Genomic DNA, 19,041 nt, shown 5'->3' on the forward strand with positions numbered 1-19,041 from the left:
GGTGGTAGTTTGAAAAAGATCAACTCTTTGATTTTTCTAGTTTTAGAAAGTGCTTTTAGCTTGCCTGCTATAGCAGAAGTTAGCTTCGCTGGCCAATGGCATGGAGAAAACAAAGAACTGGCAGAACCGGTTAGCGTGTTACCATCGGCAGGTACAGATGATGACGATCCTGACAACCAACCTGAACAGAAGGTCAAGTCGATGCAGTTGTTTTCATACCAGGGTCCGGTAACGGTTCGCGGATGCGCAAAGCTGGAGGGGAGTCTGATGCATCAGGTATCAGCCGATCATTACACCAAGGTATTATTAATTGTCAAAAATGGTCGAAAAATAGCAAGCTGCCAATAACATTAAGCACAGGCTTAAACTGTGCGGTTTACGTTGAATGATGGAATTTAAAGGACACGCAGTGTGAGAAAATCTAAAAACGCATTTAATTATCTTTTTCTGTTTTCAATGGTCTTCTGTCTGCCCAACGTTGCGATCGCAGGCCAGGCTACACAGCCCATCGAGGCACCTTCGAGTAATACCTTAACCAAAAGTGATTTTTCTGTAATGATAAATAATCATTCCGTCACATTGGGTGACCGGTGGGACAATCACCTTGCCCGTGAGACAGGAGTAGAAGATGCCGGAAACTTTGTGGGTGAGGTTCCATTTGATGGTACAAACTATAAATTTTATCAGCATAAAAAGCCTGGTGTAGAACTCTATAGTGCTAATCTTTGGTGGGATAAGGCCGAAAGAAGTGTCGATGATTACATTGTCGCCCAGATTACCGTAACGGCACCAGATATTGCTACCCCTCGAGGAATCCATGTTGGCGCAAGCGTTGATGATTTGCGAAAATTATATGGTACGGGGCAAGCTCAACATGATGATGGGGAAGAGTGGATCTCGTACGCGGTTGGAGCGAAAGTGCTTTCTTTTCAAATCAAAAATAATAAAGTCCTAAAAATAACAATGAATTATGATAATGATTCAGAGTGATTGTGTCGTCTCAGCATGATTCTCACGCGGCGTGTAAAAAATTATAACGAAGGAGGTTGGGTGAAAACTATCCTTGGGTTCAAAATAGGCTTAGCCATCGCTCTATTGCCCTGCACGGGAATGGCAGAGGAAAGAGGGCAGCCGCAAAATATTTGGCAGTTTATTCCAGCTGCAAGCTCGGCTATAAAAAGCCTATCTATTGACAATTTGGATGGCTCATTGTTGACATTCAGATTATCTAACGAAACTGAGTATATGAATTTTTATACGGCTGAGCCTGTCAAGCTTGCGGATGGCCTGCTAATTTCTGCCATTGAATTACGCTTAAGTAAAAATCGTCCAGGTATACCGCCTCTCTTGGTTTTTTCTCCTTCAAATCAATGTATTACGCCTGCAACCATTAAAGGACATTATCATGATTTAAGCATGACGGACTATCCTCGTGGTCGCTCGGAAAATGAGGTTACCAGCTTTAGTACGCCTGCGGATATCAATGGGCAAAAAATCAGTTTCAGCTTTACGGTAAAAGATCCTGATTGTCTGGCCAGGGTGGTGATTGCAGGTGATTAAAAGCAGTAATGCGTTGCCATTAAAGGTGGGTAGAAATGCAACCCCGGACTGATAGAATAAATCAGTTCAAAAACGCATGGAAGGTGTAGTTATGTTTAAGAAGTATGCTCTGCTCCCGCTCTTCTCAACTTTACTGTTTATGCCGCTGGCGGCATTAAGCTCAATCGATCTCACAAAATACAGTCAGCTTCAGCAGGTATCAGCTTCCTTGAGTGATAAAGAGATCCAGTCTCAACTCAAGCACACGCTAGGTGAGGACTATAACGCCTTTATCGAAAATTTTGACGTTTTTGGTGAGCCTCATCAGACGCCGGACGGTGGGCTTTTTGTCGAGGGTTGGCTGAACGATCTCTATCTTGAAAATGCCTCCGCTTTCGTTATTTACCCGAATGGTAAAGTCTATGCAGGGTGGGTCACGCCAGATGCACAACTCATTCATTACAAAACGAATGATGATGAGCTTCATAATGTTCATCCTGCTATCAATGAGTGGGCTGCACGCTTCAAAGGTATGAGCTTCACTTTGGCAGAGGAAAAACGCGGAAAAGGATTTGAAATAGAGTACTTCACTACAGATAAATTTATCATCAAAGTGACTACCCAGTGCCAACCCGATGGCCAGTGTAACGATGCGACCTATTATGGCAAGCGCAAAAAAGATGGTGCAGAGTTAACTCTTACCGGTAAGGCATCAAGGGCGAGGTGCGATTCCGCTTCATGTCCAATTATCATCTATGAGTTCAAGAACGGGCAGGTGGCCTATATGCTGAGTAAAGTTGATGATAGCCTGACCGTTATCAGCAATAATAAGATCATTCTCAACGATAAGGGTATCTGGTCAAAAGAGATAAAGGCAAATGCTGAAAGCAATTTTACCGGTCGTTGGGAGGGGGAAGATGTAGGGCAATCTACGTTGAATTTATCATTAAATCAGACGGGAAATGTCTTGACCGGAACCTATTGCTATATCACGCAAGCCGGAAATCGCATTGACTGCCCCGGGGATGAAGAGAATAACATTCATGGTTTAGTCAAGAATGGGAAGGCAGAGATTAAATTTGATTCCTCATTTGGGGGTAAGAATGGCCGCGCGACACTTGAGCTTGATGCAGTGAAAATGAAGTGGCATCTTATTAAAGCGCCAGTGAACGGGGATTATTACGCGCCAGATAAATATGTTTTAACTCGGCAATCTCAGGCGGGAAAACTCTAACCTCTCATAAAGCTTATTAATAAAAGCATCGATATTAGCCCCCCAGTAATGGCACAAACCATTTAGGGGGTGAATGAATAATAAAAAGCGATAGCATTTTAAGGTAAAACGCGGGGAAACTCAGCGGGTAAAGTACAGGTGCATTTTTTATCAATTGAAGCGTTTATTGAAACGCTAATCGTTTGTTATTAACTGTTGTAGTAATAAGCGTCTCGCTCTGACATGCCCGGCATTAAATAAGACGGATTTTATTATTAGCGCAGGAGCAAAACCAAATTATGAAATACACCTTTCAGGAAGGGACGTTTTCCCTTTTTCCTGCCGCATGGCGGGACACCAGCATGACTGTTCTTTGCGATGACGAAAGCGGTTTATCCGTGGTGGTCAGCCGGGGCACTATTCCTGAAGGCAGCGATGCCGAAAAAGAGTTTCACCGGCAGTGGGATGTGCTGCGTACGCAAATGGAAGAGATTACCCAGAGTGACTTTCAGCGCGTAACCGCAGGGGCGGATAGTAATATCCCTGCGACAGAAGTCGAAAACACATTTGAGCGTAGCGGGCAGCGCCTGTGGCAGCGGCAGCTCGCCGTCCAGGTGCCGGATAAACCCGTCCTGATGATTTTTACCCTCTCTGCGCTGCGTCCGTTCACTGACGAAGATGGCGAGCGCTGGGACGCCCTGAAACAGACTCTGACGCTGAATAGCACCCGGACGTCTGAATCATGAGCGACAACCACGCGGCCCGTCAGGGCGATGAGATTATTCACTCCGCCGTCTTCGCCGATATCACCGGCATTATGGCAGAGGGCGTGGCGTATGCCGTCGCCGGCTCGGCCGTCGCAGCCGCCGCCACCGTGGCCGCCCCGCTGCTGGGTACCGGCGCGGCGGCCGCAGGGGTGGCGGCCATCGGCTCCGGCTGCGTGTTAAGCGGCATCATCGGCGGCGTCCTGGCGAACCTGGCCGGTGTCACGGACGACATCACGCAGGCGGCGGCGGGGCTGGGGGACATGCTCTTTCCGCCGTCGCCGGCGGGTAACATCGTTACCGGCTCGCCGGATGTGATTATCAACGGCCTGCCGGCGGCGCGGGCGGCGGGCTGGCTCACCCCGGCGGATATGCCCGGGCCGGAGCCGCAGTCCCCGGACAGCTTCGCCGATTACGGCGGGATGCTGCTCGCTGCCGCCGGGCAGACGGGCAGGGAGATGTGGCAGCCCACCGTGGCCTCCGCCGACCCGGGCACCACGCCGCGGGAAGAGGACCGGGTGCTGTGTGACAGACATGCAGGCCCCCGGTATCTGGCGGAGGGGTCTGACAGCGTGTTTATCAACGGCCAGCCCGCGGTGCGCACCGGGGACCGCACCACCTGCGGCGGCACCGTGTCGGGGGCGTCGCCGGATGTGATTATCGGCGGCGGAACGCTGCGGGTGCGGGATATTAAAAGCGGTAAGGTGCCGGGGCTGACCCTGGCGATGGTGGCCCTGTCGCTCATCCGCGGTCGCCCCGGCACCATGCTGAAAAACATGCCCTGTGCGCTGGCGGCGGCCGGGGGCGGCATGCTGGCAGATATGGCCGTTAACGCGCTCTTCGCCTCCCCGCACCCGGTGCATGCCGCCACCGGGGTGAAGGTGCTCAATGACGAGAGTGAACTCGACTTCTCCCTGCCGGGCTGCTTTCCCCTGCGCTGGCAGCGCAGCTACAACAGCCTGAACACCCGCGAAGGGCTGTTTGGTCAGGGCTGGGCCACCGCCTATGACAGCTGTCTCATACTGCATGGAAACGAGGTGACCTGGCGGGATGAGACCGGGCGTGAGCTGCGCTTTACCCTCCCTGCGGTCGACCAGGCGCTGTACAGCATCAGCGAGGGGGTGATGGTCCGCCGCAATGCGCACGGCGACGTGGCGATTGCGGATGAGGACGGGGCCGTCTGGCGGCTGTTTAAGCCTGTGCGTACTGACCCCGGCCTGCTCCGGCTGGCCTCGCTCAGCGATGAGTACGGCAACGCCCTGGAAACGGAGTGGGATGCGCAGGGCCGCCTGGTCAGTATCCATGACGAACCCCGGGCCATCGACGTCACGCTGCACTATGAGGATGAGCGCTTCCCGCAGCGGGTCACCGCCGCCACCCACTCCGGCGGGGATAAAACGTGGCCGCTGATGCGCTGGCGCTACGACGCGCGCGGTCAGCTGGCTGCTGCCACCGACGCCGCGGGCGTGACCACGCGGGAGTACCGCTACAACGACCACGGCCTGATGGTCTGGCACCGCCTGGCGGGCGGGCCGGAGAGCGAGTACCGCTGGCAGCACGCCGACCACTGGCGGGTGGTGGAGACCCGGACCAGCACCGGCGACGGCTGCCGCATCGCCTATGACCTGGCGGCCGGGCTGACCACCGTGACCCGGTATGACGGGCACACGTGCCGTCACTACTGGAGCGAGCAGCAGCTCATCACCCGCTTTGTCGATGAGCGGGGTGAAAGCTGGCGGTACGACTGGAACGAACACGAGCAGCTGGTGCGCCGCACCGACCCCGCCGGGCATGCCGTCACGTTCGTGTATGACGACAGCGGCAACCGGGTGCAGGAGACCGACGCGGACGGCAACATGCGGGCCACGCAGTGGCTGGGGCACCGCGCCCTGCCGGTGGCCGTCACGGAGCCGGACGGGACAACCACGCGCTTTTACTACGATGCGCACCACGGCCTGGCGCGTATCGTCGACGCCCTGGGGCAGAGCACGCTGTTTCATCGCGATGAATACGGCCGGGTGGTGGAGGAGGTGGATACCGCCGGGAACAGCCGCCGCATGGAGTATAACGACGCCGGGCAGCTCATCCGCGCCACGGACTGTGCCGGGCGGGTGACCCGCTACCGCTGGCATCCCCGGGGCTGGCTCAGCGCAGAAATCACGGCGGACGGGGAGGAGACCCGCCGGGGTTATGACCCGGCAGGCCGCCCGGTGCTGCTGGCGCGGGCGGAGGGCTGGCAGGCGCGCCTCATCTGGAGTAAACAGGGCCTGCCGCTGGCGCACGAGGGGGCCGACGGTAAACGCCGCACCTTTGCTTACGATGAGGCCGGGCGGCTTATTTCCACCACGGACCCGCTGGGCGGGACGGTACGCCGCACCTGGGACAGCCGGGGACGCCTTACCGCGCTGGAGAATGAGAACGGGGAGACGTACCGGTTCCGCCCGGGGGCAGACTCGCTGCTGCTGGAGGAAGCCGGGCCGGACGGGGTTGTCACCCGCTACGGTTACGATGCCTGCGGGCGCACCGTGTCCCGCACCCAGGCCGCCGGGCATCCGGACGCCATCACCCACACCTTCGCCTGGAGCCCGGCCGGGCAGCTGTTAACCCACACCACGCCCGAAGGCCAGACCCGCCGGCACTACACCAGGGGCGGGCTGCTGAGCCGCATCACCCTGCATCCTGCCCTGGGGGAGAACGCCTGGAGCCGTGAGGCGGAGCAGGAGCTCTGCCTGGAGTACGACGCCCTGGGCCGCATCACACGCGAAACAGGTGAGCACGGCGAACTGGCCCGGGAGTATGACGCAACCGGCAACTGCACAGCACTCCGGCTGCCGGACGGGCGCACGCTGAAGCAGCATTACTACGGCAGCGGCCACCTGCTGGGTATCGCCCTTGACGGCCTGCCGGTGACGGACTTCACCCGCGACGAACTGCACCGGGAGGTCAGCCGCACCCAGGGCCCGCTCACCACCCGCAGCGAGTATGACCGCCCGGGCCGCCTGCACCGCCGGGACGTCTTTACCGGCAGCGCGCAGCGCCCGGCCCCGCGCCGCTGGTCCCGCCGCTGGGATTACGACTACCGCAACAACCCGGTGCGCGAGGAGCGCGACGACGATCCGTTCAGCTGGTATCACTGGCAGTACGACAGCGCCGGACGGTTGCTGTCACAGGACGGCACGCTGCCGGGCCGGGAGCAGTGGCGGTGGGATGCGGCGGGCAACCCGACAGAGCAATCCGGGGAGAAGATAACCCACAACCGCTTGACGCAGCTCAACGGCATCCGCTGGCGCTACGACGTTCATGGCCGCACCGTGGAAAAGGACGACGGTCAGACCTGCTGGCACTACCGCTACGACGGGGAGCACCGCCTGGCGGAGGTCACCAGCCGGCCGCGCGACCGCACCCGGCCGCAGGTGGCGGTCAGCTTCCGCTACGATCCGCTCGGCAGGCGCATCAGCAAGACCTGCCGCCGGACGCTGGCAGGGCAGCCGCACGGCAGGGAGGTGACCACCCGGTTTGTCTGGGAGGGGGCCCGGCTGCTGCAGGAGATCCGGGATGCGGTGCCGCTGACCTATGTTTACAGCGATCAGCACAGCCACGAGCCGCTGGCCCGTATTGACGGCGTGAATACCCCGGATATTTACTGGTTTCATAACCAGCCCAACGGCACGCCGGAATGCCTCACGGATGCAGAGGGGCAGGTGTGTCAGGAGGCACAGAACAGCGCGTGGGGCAAACTGCTGCACGAGCGGGACGCACAGCTGCCGTATGCCCAGAACCTGCGGATGCAGGGCCAGTACCTGGACCGTGAGACGGGACTTCACTATAATCTGTTCCGGTACTACGACCCGGACTGCGGCAGGTTCACGCAGCAGGATCCCATAGGGCTGGCGGGAGGGCTGAACCTCTACCAGTATGCACCGAATCCGCTGGGGTGGGTGGATCCGTGGGGGTTGAGCAGATGTAACCAATTTGACAGAAATACAGTATTAAAAAATATTGAGGCTAGTAAGCGCGCCAGGCACTCATCCAACATTTCTGCTTTAAACGAGTGGCCACCGAACAGAGGGTTCTATGGCGTATCGAGTAAATATACACTACTCCCCGGTGAGAAAATTGATCGATATGGTCACGAGTATGGGACGTTTGTATCGCCAGAAGGAGTTCCTTATAGAGCCAGGGCATTAAAGCCTGGCACAGACAAACAACCATATACTGTATATGAAGTTAAGAGAAAAATAACTGTAGATGCTGGCGAGGTCGCTCCATGGTTTGGCTACGAGGGGCGCGGGATTCAGTATGAATTGCCTGATAAAGTTATTGCTCTGATAAAAAATGGCTCATTAGAGAGGCTTTAATAATCATGAAGACGTATGATCTAAAAAAAATTCTTGAGGAAGAAGGTGTATCAAAATCATTATACTGCTTAGATGGTGGGCTACCCAATGAAAAACTATGCTTGGATTATGAAGGAAATAAATGGTTGGTTTATTATTCTGAGAGGGGGTGTCGTACTGGTCTAGAGTCTTTTATGAATGAAGATGATGCGTGTTGCTATATATATAAGCTGATAAAAACGATAGCTACTGGGGAGATTAAATAGTTTTAAAATTATGATATGATTTATTTAAAATACAAAGTTTTATTCGGTTTGCTTATTTTAAGTATTATTTAGTATTTGATAGCTATAGGGGCCGTAGGTGGCGGTCAGTTTCCGCTACGATCCGCTGGGCCGCCGCATCAGCAAGACCTGCCGCCGGACGCTGGCAGGGCAGCCGCACGGCAGGGAGGTCACCACCCGGTTTGTCTGGGAGGGGGCCCGGCTGCTGCAGGAGATCCGGAATGCGGTGCCGCTGACCTATGTTTACAGCGATCAGCACAGCCACGAGCCGCTGGCCCGTATTGACGGCGTGAATACCCCGGATATTTACTGGTTCCATAACCAGCCCAACGGCACGCCGGAGCGGCTCACGGATGCGGAAGGCAAGGTATGCCAGGAGGCACAGAACAGCGCGTGGGGCAAACTGCTGCACGAGCGGGACGCACAGCTGCCGTATGCCCAGAATCTGCGGATGCAGGGCCAGTACCTGGACCGTGAGACGGGACTTCACTATAATCTGTTCCGGTACTACGACCCGGACTGCGGCAGGTTCACGCAGCAGGATCCCATAGGGCTGGCGGGAGGGCTGAACCTCTACCAGTATGCGCCAAACCCGCTGGGGTGGGTGGATCCGTGGGGGTTATGTAAAATTGATAATGCAAGAACCCGTCAATTGCAAATGCTACGGAATGATGTGGGATATAATATAAGTCCTAAAAGTTGGGATGAATATCCCTCAATTGGCAGAGGCGGTACATTCGTTACAGATAAAAACGGAGCTTTAAAATATTTTGGCAATGCTCATAATAGTGAATTAACTATTTCAAAGTCTCTAGTTAATAAAATAGAACGTGATATGGGTTTGAAACCTAATTCATTATCTGAAAGTTTTAATATTCGAAGGGTTGAAGGAATCTCTGAGATGAATCCACGGAGTCCTCTCGAAGGTAATCGATATTTTTTAGGCCCAGGGAATCATTTACCTGGAGGAGCTCCAGAAATGGTTATTAACTCAATACCAAGCTCTACCTCATCCATATTAAAGGTGAATGTAAAATGAATAAAATTCCTGATAATTCAATCATTGTTACTGATATTACATCAAAAATCATTGAGGTTATTATCTCTGGAGATGCATCTGTTGAGAAAGTAAAAGAAATGGGTTTTGTATGCCATACTGATTCTTTTTCAGTTCAAATTTTAGATGAAGAGGATAAAATTAATAAAATCAAAAAGCTAATTTCCGCGAACGCATTATTTTCATTTGGTTACGGCTGGTACCCCTCAGAAGTAATAGCATATTATAAGGATCGTGGAGTTGATTTCGGCATTTATAAAGTTATTCGATGGGCTGGAAAAGATGAATATAAAATAGAAGATGTAGAATAATGAAAATGCATCACCCTGTCGGTTGCATTTAGCAGGTTAGTACGAAGATAAGGAATCAGGGCTATACTACAACTGGTTCCGTTACTATGCATTGCGGAACAATGCAGTATCTGTGTGCAGAACCTACAAGGTTGACAGAGGGAAATAAACCTCTACCACTATAACCCGAACCCGCTGGGGTGGGTGGATCCGTGGGGGTTATGTAAGAAAAAGCCTGATTTTTATGTGGGTCCTGATGGTCCAGGTTCTACAATGCCTTCAACAGCTTATCGCTATATGAATAGCACTGACAGGTATGCAGCTGAAGCAATAAGCTCAAAATCGGCTCCGTTAAGTTATTTTGGGTATACAAAATATAAAACGGGGCACGAAGCCAGGGATGCCTATCAGATATTTTATGAAAAAGGAAATCCAAAATCATGGAGTGATGCTAGATTACTAGGAGATTTTGATACCTTACAACTTTATAATAATGGTATTCCACAAGTTAAAGTCCCTATGGCCAACGGTGGGGAAGGTCCGGGATTAGAGCTATTTACTAGTTCTTATCCAGAGTATGGAAAGGGTGGTGCTCTGCAATTACTGCCAATGGAAAAGGGCACGACTATTAACTTTGACGATATAACAATTTTACCGGAGTAAAAATGAGTCACGACGAACTTATTAATGATTTAATGTATCTAATCAATAAGTATATTCCTGAGGGGGATAGAGGGAAGTTTAAAGAATTTCTGATGATGGATGATGTGCCCGTGAAAGGGATTTTAGCAGACTTTAATAAATTATCGATAGAGCCTATAGATGATATTGATGGGGAGTTAATCAGAAAAATATATTTCTATTTTTGTTAAAAGCATAAGCCGGAAGAAATTTTCATATTTTAAACAAAATATAGCGCCAGCTGTGCACCTCGTCCTGACGGAGATCGCCTGAAGCCGCGAGGCGGAGCAGGAGCTCTGTTGGGAGTATGACGCCCTCGGTCACGTGACACGCGAAACTGGCAGGGCAGCCGCACGGCAGGGAGGTGACCACCCGGTTTATCTGGGAGGGGTTCCGGCTGCTGCAGGAGATCCGGGATGCGGTGCCGCTGACCTACGTTTACAGCGATCAGCACAGCCACGAGCCGCTGGCCCGTATTGACGGCGTGAATACCCCGGACATCTACTGGTTCCATAACCAGCCCAACGGCACGCCGGAGCGCCTGACGGATGCGGAAGGCAAGGTGTGCCAGGAGGCACAGAACAGCGCGTGGGGCAAACTGCTGCATGAGCGGGACGCACAGCTGCCGTATGCCCAGAACCTGCGGATGCAGGGCCAGTACCTGGACCGTGACAAATTTGTCAGGAACAAATTTGAATGCGTGTAGCGCAACCCCGGAGGGGCGAGCCACAGGGAAGTGGCGAGTAAACCGGACTTCACTATAATCTGTTCCGGTACTATGACCCGGACTGCGGCAGGTTTACCCAGCAGGATCCGATAGGGCTGGCGGGAGGGCTGAACCTCTACCAGTATGCGCCGAATCCGCTGGGGTGGGTGGATCCGTGGGCGTTGTCGCCATGTAAACCAGACAAACATTTACCGAATGCTGAATCTGGTCACTATAATTATCGTGGGGTGCATAGAGAACATCCCGAATGGGAAAAAGCTTTAAACGGTAAAGTTATGCCTGGAGATATACATTCATCACTCACTCCAGAACAACATAACTTCGGTGGCGCCTCTAGCATTAGTCCTTTTACATCATGGACTGACAATCCGGACGTAGCCAGAGGGTTTGCAGGACCTGATGGAGTTATACTAAGAGTTAAAGTTGGTGCGCCAAAAGCAGGGGATACTTGGTCATGGGAGTATTCGTTTGATGAATGGATGGAACGTGAGGTTTTGCTCAAAGGAATTCGAAGTGGTGATGTTGAGGTGTTTTTACCATGATTAATGAAAGTTTACATAATTTTATTGAACGCTTTACTCCATCTGAGTTGGGGTGGGTTATTCAAGATAGAGATAAAATGCAATGCGCATCATTTTTGGTAGATAAGAAAAATGAGTTGCGAATAATGCAAGTTCATAAGCACAATGCCATGAGCACAGGCTTAGATATTCCTGGGCTTAATGAGCTAATTGTAGCTTTGGATAGTTTTAATGAAAAAAGTGTTTGTGTTGTAAATGTCCGAAGTCAAGGTTATCAATTGAAATTCTACTCTGACATTAACAAAGAAATATTACTAGGGTTAGTAATCCTTAAGCTAAGAAAAAAAACGAACGAAGAAATGCAATTTGCTAGAGATGTATTAGGTATTACATCGTCTGTTCCGAGTATAGACGATGACTAGTAAGTATTTAATTTTAATATTAACGCATTAAGTATTTTAAGAATGGGATTTTGCGAAAGTAGTAAATTTTAATGATTTAACTTAGCTCAACGGCATCCATACCCGCACGGTGGAAAAGAACGACGGCCGGACCGCACTATCGCTACAACGGGGAGCACCTCCTGGCGAGGTCTCCAGCCGGCCGCGCGACCGCACCTGGCCGCAGGTGGCGGTCAGCTTCTGCTACGATCCGCTCGGCAGGCGTATCAGCAAGACCTGCCGCGGACGCTGGCAGGGCAGCCGCACGGCAGGGAGGTGACCACCCGGTTTATCTGGGAGGGGGCCCGGCTGCTGCAGGAGATCCAGAATGAGGTGCCGCTGACCTACGTCTACAGCGACCAGCACAGCCACGAGCCGCTGGCCCGTATTGACGGCGTGAATACCCCGGACATCTACTGGTTCCATAACCAGCCTAACGGCACGCCGGAGCGGCTCACGGATGCGGAAGGCAAGGTATGCTGGAAGGGGCAGAACAGCGCGTGGGGTAAACTGCTGCATGAGCGTGACGCACAGCTGCCGTATGCCCAGAACCTGTGCATGCAGGGCCAATCCTTGGATCGGGACAAATTTGTCAGGAACACATCTGATGCGTGTAGCGCAACCCTAGAGGGGCGAGCCACAGGGAAGTGGCATGTAAACCGGACTTTATTGTATAGTTAATGTTAATGAATCATCAGACTAGATGGTTATTAGAACAGACAAGGTGAATTTTTGAGGCGGCCATGAATAGAACAAAAGCCATAGAGTTATTGACTGATATTATATCTTGTTCTGATCGAGAAAATAAACTACAGGGTAAAGAGTTTTATAAAACAGCACAAAAGATATTAAAGGATGAAAACACATCGGAAAATGAGTTAAGAATTTTATATAGAAGTTTTTGTGGTTACATGGCTCATGGTGACTTCACTGACGTAGAGCATGCAAAAATCAATCTCTTAGTTGATCATCTGGAAAGCTAATTGATTTTTTATAAACCGGAGGGGCGTACTGGTTTTATGTTTGGGACATCCTAAAGCTACCCCTGGTCATGGCGCTGAGGCTCATTTCAAGGTAAGATCACCCCAATAGCTGGATGCACGTAGTACGTCAGGACTCATGGATATGGTAACTTTGAGGGTTTTATATGTGGTTTGATAATGCCTTAGGGAAAGAAAAAATAGAGTTCATGTTTGGTGGGGAGTTAAGTCTTCAGTCTGTTGAAGTCAGTAGTTTTTCATTTGAACGTTTTTCAGATGTGACATTTCAATTTTATAGCAGAAATATCCCTTCATCTTACCCGGAAAAATGGAGTAAGAGCAAGTTCAATGCCCTTAGTTTAGTAATCACATTTGGAGGTATAATAGAACTGGATGTGAAAGGCAATGGGATAGGTTTTATTTGCTCGCCAGAAATATCTTCCAGCGAAAGTCACAGTGAAATAAAAATATGTAGCAATCAATTATATATAAATTGCAAGTCAAAGTTTGTCACAATCGAAAGCATTACTCCGTACCTTGACGAGCGGTGGGACTAAAAAGTAAAATTACGCTATTCCCAGGCGGGTTAGAATTCAGTAAGAGGGCGAGAGTGGATATTGAATCCTACGATGAGGTTTTAGATTTTCTAGATGACTATTTTACAGCTAGAGTAAAAGATGAATTTTATTTGCAGGAGTTAAAAGAGCTTGTCGATGGATCGAGAAGGAATAGGACCGTAACCATCAGACCTATTCAACTACTTTTCTTAGAGTATAGACGGAAGTTCAACGATTATAGCGTAGTAATTGAAGGCGAAGAGAAAATATGGATGAATTTACTGAGCTATTGGCAATGATTTAATAAGGTTATTTATTTATGAAAAAGATGATTTTAAATGAACGTGATGGCAGTGTTACCATTGATAACTATTCGATTAATTTGCAGTCTCGGGAGCAGTTTGTTGGGAGTTGCTTTTACAGAGAAAATGACGATATAAAAGAGTTCGGTCATTATGGTTACTACGTGGAAAGCGTCTCATGGCTTGGGAGAGAGTATTCTTTAGAATTTTGGCCAGCGATGGAACAGTTCGAAAAAAAGATATTTATGGTTGAAAAAGGAACGGAGTTTTATGCTTCCTTGCATGATTGGGAGCTAAGGGCGAATGTAGACTTACTCTTAAGAGAAGAGGCGAGAGTAAAGGCTTTTTTGGAAAGTACCCTTCATTTTGTATCAAAGCACGATATATCCCAGCCACCCTACGGTGTGGTTTTTGAATATTCTTGGGGTGAGATTGCTGTACAGTCGAATAAAAATGATTTTAATTGCGGCCTGTATATAAGCTGGAATGACTAACGCTAATAGCTAGCCAGCGACGAACGGCACCAGTACACAAGGAACACCTAAGGCCTGCTGGGCGAGCCGCAGGGACACAGCCAGTAACCGCTCTCATCCGGCCCACTACGTCCCGATCTCCGCTTACTCCTCGCTAAACCAGTCGCTGTTCTCCTGGCGGATCAGCTGTACCGTCTCGCCAATCTCTTCAAGATGTGCGGTCATCGCCTTATCTACGCCCTCTACGTCATGCTTCGCCAGCGCATCAAAGATATCCTGATGCTGACGCAGCAGCTTCTCCGGCGGGGAGACGTGATCGAGGCTCATATAGCGCACCCGGTCAATGGTCGCCTTGATGTTCTCTACCGTATCCCACGCCAGCTGGCAGTCGGCAATCTGCGCCAGCTTCTGATGAAACTCATCGTCAAGCTGGAAGAAATCATCCAGTTGCTTATGGTCGATAGCGATCCGCTGCTGGTGGAGGTTCTGCTCCAGCTGATAACGCTGGCTGTCGGTGATCAGCGTTGCGGCCCGGCGGGCGACGGCGCACTCAATAGCCTGACGCACAAAGCAACCGTTGCGAACCTGAGTCATGGAGATTTTATTGACGTAGCTGCCGCGCTGGGGACGGATCTGAATCAGTCCATTCTCAGCCAGTTTGATAAAAGCCTCACGAACCGGCTGGCGCGAGACGTCAAACCGCACCGATACCTCTTTCTCCGACAGCGGCGTGCCGGGGGGGATCAGACAATGTACGATATCCTGGCGCAGGATACGGTAAATTTGCTGATTAACAGGCAATACAGGATTAAGGTGGGTTTCGACGGCCATGCGCTCTTACTTAATAGAATAGTGACCCGCCTACCATACCATCTATTTGATCTGCATCCCATACCCGGCCCGCAGGCCGGGAGGGAAATATCAGCTACGATGCACGCTTAGGCCAGCCCACGTCTGGCTAACCGGCATCATCTCAAGGGTATTGATGTTAACGTGCTTCGGCAGAGTCGCGACCCACCAGACGGCTTCGCACACATCCTCTGCGCTCAGTGCGTTAGTGTTTTCGTAAGTTTTGCCCGCTTTATCGTCGTCGCCTTTAAAGCGAACGTTGGAGAACTCGGTGCCGCCTACCAGGCCCGGCTCAATGTTGGTCACGCGCACCGCCGTACCGTGCAGATCGGTACGCAGGTTGAGGCTGAACTGCTGTACAAAGGCCTTGGTCGCACCGTAGACGTTGCCACCGGCGTAGGGCCAGCTACCTGCGGTAGAGCCAATATTGATGATGTGCCCACGGTTGCGCTCCACCATCCCCGGCAGCACGGCGCGGGTCATGTAGATTAGCCCCTTGTTGTTGGTATCGATCATTGTCTCCCAGTCTTCGACGTTGGCCTTATGCGCAGGCTCCAGGCCCAGTGCCAGACCGGCGTTGTTGACCAGCACGTCGATGTCGCGCCACGCAGCGGGGAGAGAGTCCAGCGCCTGTTCGATAGCGGCGCGTTTGCGCACGTCCAGCTGCAGGGTCAGAACGCTATCGCCCAGCTCATCTTTCAGGGACTGCAAACGTTCCTGGCGGCGGCCGGTAGCAATCACTTTATGACCGTTTTCAACGAAACGGCGGGTGATGCTTTCGCCAAACCCTGCCGTTGCCCCGGTGACTAAAATAATCATCATTCTGTTCCTCAACGCTTTTTGTGTGTTATTACGATAGCATGGGTTAAGAGCCTGGGGTAAACGACAATGTTTAAGGAGTTGAAATGTCGCTAACGAATCCTTTACTGAGCGAAAGCACGCTGCCTTACCTGGCGCCGCGTTTCGATATAATTGAAGATAACCACTATCGTCCGGCCTTTGATGAAGGCGTACGGCAAAAACGCGCTGAGGTTAGCGCCATCGCCCAGGCGACAACGCCAGCGGATTTTAATAACACCGTTCTGGCGCTGGAGCAGAGCGGGCAGCTTCTTAACCGGGTCACCAGCCTCTTTTTTGCTATGACCTCTGCCCATACCAACGACTACCTTCAGCAGCTCGATGAGGCCTTCTCCGCAGAGCTAGCCGATCTGGCAAATGATATCTATCTGGATAGCGCGCTCTTCTCCCGTATTGATGCCGTTTGGCAGCAGCGGCACGTGCTGGGGCTTGATGCGGAATCCCTGCGCCTGACGGAGGTTATCCACCAGCGCTTTATTCTGGCAGGGGCGACCCTGGGCAGCGCCGAAAAGCAGGCACTGAAAAGCCTCAATACCGAAGCCGCAACCCTTACCAGCCAGTTTAACCAGCACCTGCTGGCGGCAGGCAAGGCGGGTGGGTTAATCGTCGAGAGCGAGCAGCAGCTTGATGGCCTGAGCGACGGCGAAAAAGCACAGGCGCGGGCGGCGGCCGAGGAGCGAGGCCTGGAAGGACGCTGGCTTATCCCTCTGCTAAACACGACCCAACAGCCTGCACTGGCGGGGCTGAGCGATCGCCATACCCGGGAGCAGCTCTTTAAAGCAGGCTGGTCGCGTACTGAAAAAGACGATAAAAACGATACCCGCGCCATCGTGCTGCGTCTGGCCCAGATCCGCGCCGAACAGGCCGCGCTGCTGGGATTCCCTGACTATGCTGCCTGGAAAACCGCTGACCAGATGGCGCAAAACCCTGCCGCCGCGCTGACGTTTATGCGCAATATCGTTCCGGCAGCGCGCGCCCGTGCCGAGCAAGAGCTGGCAGATATTCAGCGGGTGATTGACCAGCAGCAGGGCGGATTTCAGGCCGAGGCCTGGGACTGGGCGTGGTATGCCGAGCAGGTGCGCCGGGAGAAATTTGCCCTTGATGACGCGCAGATCAAACCCTACTTTGTCCTCAACACCGTGCTGGTTGAAGGGGTGTTCTGGACCGCCAGCCAGCTCTTCGGGCTGAGCTTCGTCGAGCGGTTTGATCTGCCGGTTTACCATCCTGACGTCCGCGTCTGGGAGATCGTTGATGCGGACGGCACCGGGATGGCGCTCTTCTACGGCGACTTCTACGCCCGTGACAGCAAAAGCGGCGGAGCATGGATGGGCAACTTCGTAGAGCAATCCACCTTGCAGGGAACCCGGCCGGTTATCTATAACGTCTGCAACTATCAGAAACCTTCCGCAGGCGGACCCGCGCTGATCTCATGGGATGATGTCATTACGCTATTCCATGAGTTTGGTCATACCCTGCACGGCCTTTTTGCCACCCAGCGCTATGCTACGCTTTCCGGCACTAATACGCCGCGTGATTTTGTCGAGTTCCCGTCGCAGATCAACGAGCACTGGGCCAGCCATCCCGATGTTTTCGCCCGCTATGCTCGCCACTACCAAACCGGCGAACCTATGCCGAAGGCACTGCAGGAGAAGATGCATCGGGCAGCGTTATTTAACAAAGGTTATGACATGACGGAGCTATTGAGCGCCGCGCTGCTGGATATGAACTGGCATAGCCTTGCATCGCGTACCGCCGTCAGCGATGTCGCTGCCTTTGAAGTCGAGGTGCTTAAGCAGGAAAATCTCGATCTTGCCGCCGTGCCGCCGCGCTATCGCAGCAGCTATTTTGCCCATATCTTCGGGGGCGGCTATGCGGCAGGCTACTACGCCTATATCTGGACGCAGATGCTGGCCGACGACGGTTACCAGTGGTTTGTGGAGCAGGGCGGGTTAACCCGCGAAAACGGGCAGAGATTCCGCGAGGCGATTTTGTCCCGTGGCAATAGCACTGATTTAGCTGAACTTTATCGCGCGTGGCGCGGGCACGAACCGAAGATTGAACCAATGCTGGTGAATCGCGGGTTGAGCGCCTAGAGCGTATTCAGGCTGGAAACAGAACCGGGCGCGATGCCCGGTTTTTTTCTTCCCTAAAATCCTCGCTTAGATCGAAATGCCTTGAATAAGAGGGAACAGGTTAGTTGCGCTAAAAGTTTAATGGCCGAGCTGGGTTGTGTAATTCCCAGGTACCCACCGGTAGGCCTTACCCTCATGCTGCACGTGACCCAGTCCAGGAAAGGCGATATGCGCTGCAGCAACCCAATAGCCTTCATCTGCAGCCTGCTTTAATATTTTTCCCCTGGTAGCGATAGCCTGCTTCTGGTTGACATCAAAGTGGATTGCTACCTCTGGCTCGGGCATTTGCACCGCTTTGGCATGAATGATATCTCCCCATAGCACCAGCGTCTGGCCTTCACTCTCTACACGATAAAGTACGCTGCCCGGCGTGTGGCCTGCCGTTGACTCAGCCTGTATGCCTCCCGGTAACATTGCCGGCGCAATGAACGTTCTCAACAGGCCCGCACTGATGACAGGCCGAAGGGTATGTTCACTTTCTGCAAAGGTATGCGCCTGGCTGGCCTCAACCCTGCTGACGTTCGCCGGGTTAAGCCAGAAATCGACATCTCGCTTATCCACATAGACCTCAGCCTTTGGAAACGCTGGTTTTCCAGCAAGCGAGACACCACCTGAATGATCGGCATGAATATGTGTCAGGAGAACGACATCGATCGACTCTGCGGGATAACCAGCTGCGGCAAGGTTTGTCACCAGATGACCGCCATTATGACCGAAAAGTTCTCCTGCACCTGTATCGACTAAGATACGCTTTTTGCCATCATCGATAACGTAGGCGTTAATCGATGTCTCAGCCTGCGGTGTCATGGCATCCCTGGCCATTGCCTGTTGCAGTTTTTCAGGTGAAATATTGGTCAGTAAGGTGTTTAGGGGAACAGTAACCGTGCCGTCGGAGACAGCAGTAATCCGCAATTTTCCCAGCATCATGCGGTAGTAACCTGGAGCCTGTTGATCCCAGGCTGTGGCCTGTTCTGCAGCCAGCGCCGGGCTTGAAATGATGAGTGAAGCAACCAGCATCAGAATAATTTTCATAAAAA

19 protein-coding genes and 3 pseudogenes are annotated in these 19,041 nt (G+C 52.4%); 19 read left to right on the plus strand and 3 right to left on the minus strand.

Features of this window, described 5'->3' with window-relative positions:
• The first annotated feature begins 9 nt into the window (after positions 1 to 9).
• The 18 genes and pseudogenes from NR795_RS05695 to NR795_RS05780 all read left to right on the plus strand — a co-directional run bounded on the left by NR795_RS05695 (position 10) and on the right by NR795_RS05780 (position 14,186).
• Positions 10 to 348, plus strand: coding sequence for a hypothetical protein (locus NR795_RS05695; RefSeq protein WP_257757496.1), 339 nt, complete (start codon positions 10 to 12; stop codon positions 346 to 348).
• 63 nt (positions 349 to 411) lie between these two features.
• Positions 412 to 990 (plus strand): hypothetical protein, encoded by a 579-nt coding sequence (locus NR795_RS05700; RefSeq protein ID WP_257757497.1) that lies wholly within the window; start codon positions 412 to 414, stop codon positions 988 to 990.
• Positions 991 to 1,050: 60 nt separating this feature from the next.
• Complete coding sequence (locus tag NR795_RS05705) at positions 1,051 to 1,560, plus strand: hypothetical protein (protein WP_257757498.1); 510 nt, start codon at positions 1,051 to 1,053, stop codon at positions 1,558 to 1,560.
• A gap of 91 nt (positions 1,561 to 1,651) precedes the next feature.
• Positions 1,652 to 2,773 (plus strand): hypothetical protein, encoded by a 1,122-nt coding sequence (locus NR795_RS05710; protein ID WP_257757499.1) that lies wholly within the window; start codon positions 1,652 to 1,654, stop codon positions 2,771 to 2,773.
• Positions 2,774 to 3,051: 278 nt separating this feature from the next.
• Positions 3,052 to 3,498 (plus strand): DUF1795 domain-containing protein, encoded by a 447-nt coding sequence (locus tag NR795_RS05715; RefSeq protein WP_257757500.1) that lies wholly within the window; start codon positions 3,052 to 3,054, stop codon positions 3,496 to 3,498.
• Positions 3,495 to 7,874 carry a glycohydrolase toxin TNT-related protein gene (locus NR795_RS05720; RefSeq protein ID WP_257757501.1) on the plus strand — a complete coding sequence of 1,460 codons (4,380 nt, stop codon included), beginning with the start codon at positions 3,495 to 3,497 and terminating at the stop codon, positions 7,872 to 7,874. Before NR795_RS05715 ends, NR795_RS05720 begins: the two co-directional genes overlap by 4 nt.
• A gap of 348 nt (positions 7,875 to 8,222) precedes the next feature.
• Positions 8,223 to 8,765 (plus strand): annotated as a pseudogene (locus NR795_RS05725) (RHS repeat-associated core domain-containing protein); the annotation flags it as partial.
• A gap of 407 nt (positions 8,766 to 9,172) precedes the next feature.
• A complete protein-coding gene (locus tag NR795_RS05730) occupies positions 9,173 to 9,505 on the plus strand; it encodes a hypothetical protein (RefSeq protein ID WP_257757502.1) in 333 nt (110 codons plus the stop codon).
• 252 nt (positions 9,506 to 9,757) lie between these two features.
• A complete protein-coding gene (locus NR795_RS05735; RefSeq protein WP_238084636.1) occupies positions 9,758 to 10,147 on the plus strand; it encodes a hypothetical protein in 390 nt (129 codons plus the stop codon).
• Positions 10,148 to 10,149: 2 nt separating this feature from the next.
• Complete coding sequence (locus tag NR795_RS05740) at positions 10,150 to 10,356, plus strand: hypothetical protein (RefSeq protein WP_257757503.1); 207 nt, start codon at positions 10,150 to 10,152, stop codon at positions 10,354 to 10,356.
• 146 nt (positions 10,357 to 10,502) lie between these two features.
• Positions 10,503 to 11,059 (plus strand): annotated as a pseudogene (locus NR795_RS05745) (RHS repeat-associated core domain-containing protein); the annotation flags it as partial.
• A complete protein-coding gene (locus tag NR795_RS05750; RefSeq protein WP_257758302.1) occupies positions 11,039 to 11,434 on the plus strand; it encodes a hypothetical protein in 396 nt (131 codons plus the stop codon). The pseudogene NR795_RS05745 and the gene NR795_RS05750, both read left to right, overlap by 21 nt.
• Positions 11,431 to 11,835, plus strand: coding sequence for a hypothetical protein (locus NR795_RS05755; RefSeq protein ID WP_257757504.1), 405 nt, complete (start codon positions 11,431 to 11,433; stop codon positions 11,833 to 11,835). The genes NR795_RS05750 and NR795_RS05755 overlap by 4 nt, the downstream gene beginning before the upstream one ends.
• A gap of 94 nt (positions 11,836 to 11,929) precedes the next feature.
• Positions 11,930 to 12,438 (plus strand): annotated as a pseudogene (locus NR795_RS05760) (RHS domain-containing protein); the annotation flags it as partial.
• Positions 12,439 to 12,596: 158 nt separating this feature from the next.
• A complete protein-coding gene (locus NR795_RS05765) occupies positions 12,597 to 12,836 on the plus strand; it encodes a hypothetical protein (RefSeq protein ID WP_257757505.1) in 240 nt (79 codons plus the stop codon).
• Between the two features lie 164 nt (positions 12,837 to 13,000).
• A complete protein-coding gene (locus tag NR795_RS05770) occupies positions 13,001 to 13,390 on the plus strand; it encodes an immunity 50 family protein (protein ID WP_257757506.1) in 390 nt (129 codons plus the stop codon).
• A 53-nt stretch (positions 13,391 to 13,443) separates the two neighbouring features.
• Complete coding sequence (locus NR795_RS05775) at positions 13,444 to 13,689, plus strand: hypothetical protein (RefSeq protein ID WP_144815948.1); 246 nt, start codon at positions 13,444 to 13,446, stop codon at positions 13,687 to 13,689.
• Positions 13,690 to 13,709: 20 nt separating this feature from the next.
• A complete protein-coding gene (locus NR795_RS05780) occupies positions 13,710 to 14,186 on the plus strand; it encodes a hypothetical protein (RefSeq protein WP_144815946.1) in 477 nt (158 codons plus the stop codon).
• A 123-nt stretch (positions 14,187 to 14,309) separates the two neighbouring features.
• Here the strand turns inward: NR795_RS05780 and NR795_RS05785 are convergent, their stop codons facing one another.
• Together NR795_RS05785 and ydfG are read right to left on the minus strand one after the other, a co-directional pair.
• On the minus strand, positions 14,310 to 14,996 hold the full coding sequence (locus NR795_RS05785; protein WP_144815945.1) for a GntR family transcriptional regulator: 687 nt from the start codon (positions 14,994 to 14,996) through the stop codon (positions 14,310 to 14,312).
• A gap of 90 nt (positions 14,997 to 15,086) precedes the next feature.
• Entirely contained in the window at positions 15,087 to 15,833 is a 747-nt protein-coding gene (gene ydfG, locus NR795_RS05790) for a bifunctional NADP-dependent 3-hydroxy acid dehydrogenase/3-hydroxypropionate dehydrogenase YdfG (RefSeq protein WP_257758271.1), read from the minus strand.
• Between the two features lie 86 nt (positions 15,834 to 15,919).
• On the opposite strand from ydfG, the gene dcp reads away from it, so the two are divergent.
• Positions 15,920 to 17,965: a peptidyl-dipeptidase Dcp gene (gene dcp / locus NR795_RS05795; protein ID WP_257757508.1), complete on the plus strand. Its 2,046-nt coding sequence runs from the start codon at positions 15,920 to 15,922 to the stop codon at positions 17,963 to 17,965.
• A 117-nt stretch (positions 17,966 to 18,082) separates the two neighbouring features.
• Here the strand turns inward: dcp and NR795_RS05800 are convergent, their stop codons facing one another.
• The gene (locus NR795_RS05800; protein WP_257757509.1) at positions 18,083 to 19,036 is read right to left on the minus strand and encodes an MBL fold metallo-hydrolase; all 954 of its coding nucleotides are present in this window, start codon (positions 19,034 to 19,036) and stop codon (positions 18,083 to 18,085) included.
• Positions 19,037 to 19,041: the final 5 nt, after the last annotated feature.

The sequence above is a fragment of the Pseudescherichia sp. L3 genome (assembly GCF_024656065.1).
In the GTDB taxonomy this organism is placed as follows: Bacteria; Pseudomonadota; Gammaproteobacteria; order Enterobacterales; family Enterobacteriaceae; genus Pseudescherichia.

Excerpts from the sequence above, each read along its gene's own strand:
- NR795_RS05710 (WP_257757499.1), top strand. The coding sequence starts at position 1,652 with ATGTTTAAGAAGTATGCTCTGCTCCCGCTCTTCTCAACTTTACTGTTT.
- NR795_RS05715 (WP_257757500.1), top strand. The coding sequence starts at position 3,052 with ATGAAATACACCTTTCAGGAAGGGACGTTTTCCCTTTTTCCTGCCGCA.
- NR795_RS05720 (WP_257757501.1), top strand. The coding sequence starts at position 3,495 with ATGAGCGACAACCACGCGGCCCGTCAGGGCGATGAGATTATTCACTCC.
- NR795_RS05730 (WP_257757502.1), top strand. The coding sequence starts at position 9,173 with ATGAATAAAATTCCTGATAATTCAATCATTGTTACTGATATTACATCA.
- NR795_RS05735 (WP_238084636.1), top strand. The coding sequence starts at position 9,758 with ATGCCTTCAACAGCTTATCGCTATATGAATAGCACTGACAGGTATGCA.
- NR795_RS05740 (WP_257757503.1), top strand. The coding sequence starts at position 10,150 with ATGAGTCACGACGAACTTATTAATGATTTAATGTATCTAATCAATAAG.
- NR795_RS05755 (WP_257757504.1), top strand. The coding sequence starts at position 11,431 with ATGATTAATGAAAGTTTACATAATTTTATTGAACGCTTTACTCCATCT.
- NR795_RS05765 (WP_257757505.1), top strand. The coding sequence starts at position 12,597 with ATGAATAGAACAAAAGCCATAGAGTTATTGACTGATATTATATCTTGT.
- NR795_RS05770 (WP_257757506.1), top strand. The coding sequence starts at position 13,001 with ATGTGGTTTGATAATGCCTTAGGGAAAGAAAAAATAGAGTTCATGTTT.
- NR795_RS05780 (WP_144815946.1), top strand. The coding sequence starts at position 13,710 with ATGAAAAAGATGATTTTAAATGAACGTGATGGCAGTGTTACCATTGAT.
- NR795_RS05785 (WP_144815945.1), bottom strand. The coding sequence starts at position 14,996 with ATGGCCGTCGAAACCCACCTTAATCCTGTATTGCCTGTTAATCAGCAA.
- ydfG (WP_257758271.1), bottom strand. The coding sequence starts at position 15,833 with ATGATTATTTTAGTCACCGGGGCAACGGCAGGGTTTGGCGAAAGCATC.
- dcp (WP_257757508.1), top strand. The coding sequence starts at position 15,920 with ATGTCGCTAACGAATCCTTTACTGAGCGAAAGCACGCTGCCTTACCTG.
- NR795_RS05800 (WP_257757509.1), bottom strand. The coding sequence starts at position 19,036 with ATGAAAATTATTCTGATGCTGGTTGCTTCACTCATCATTTCAAGCCCG.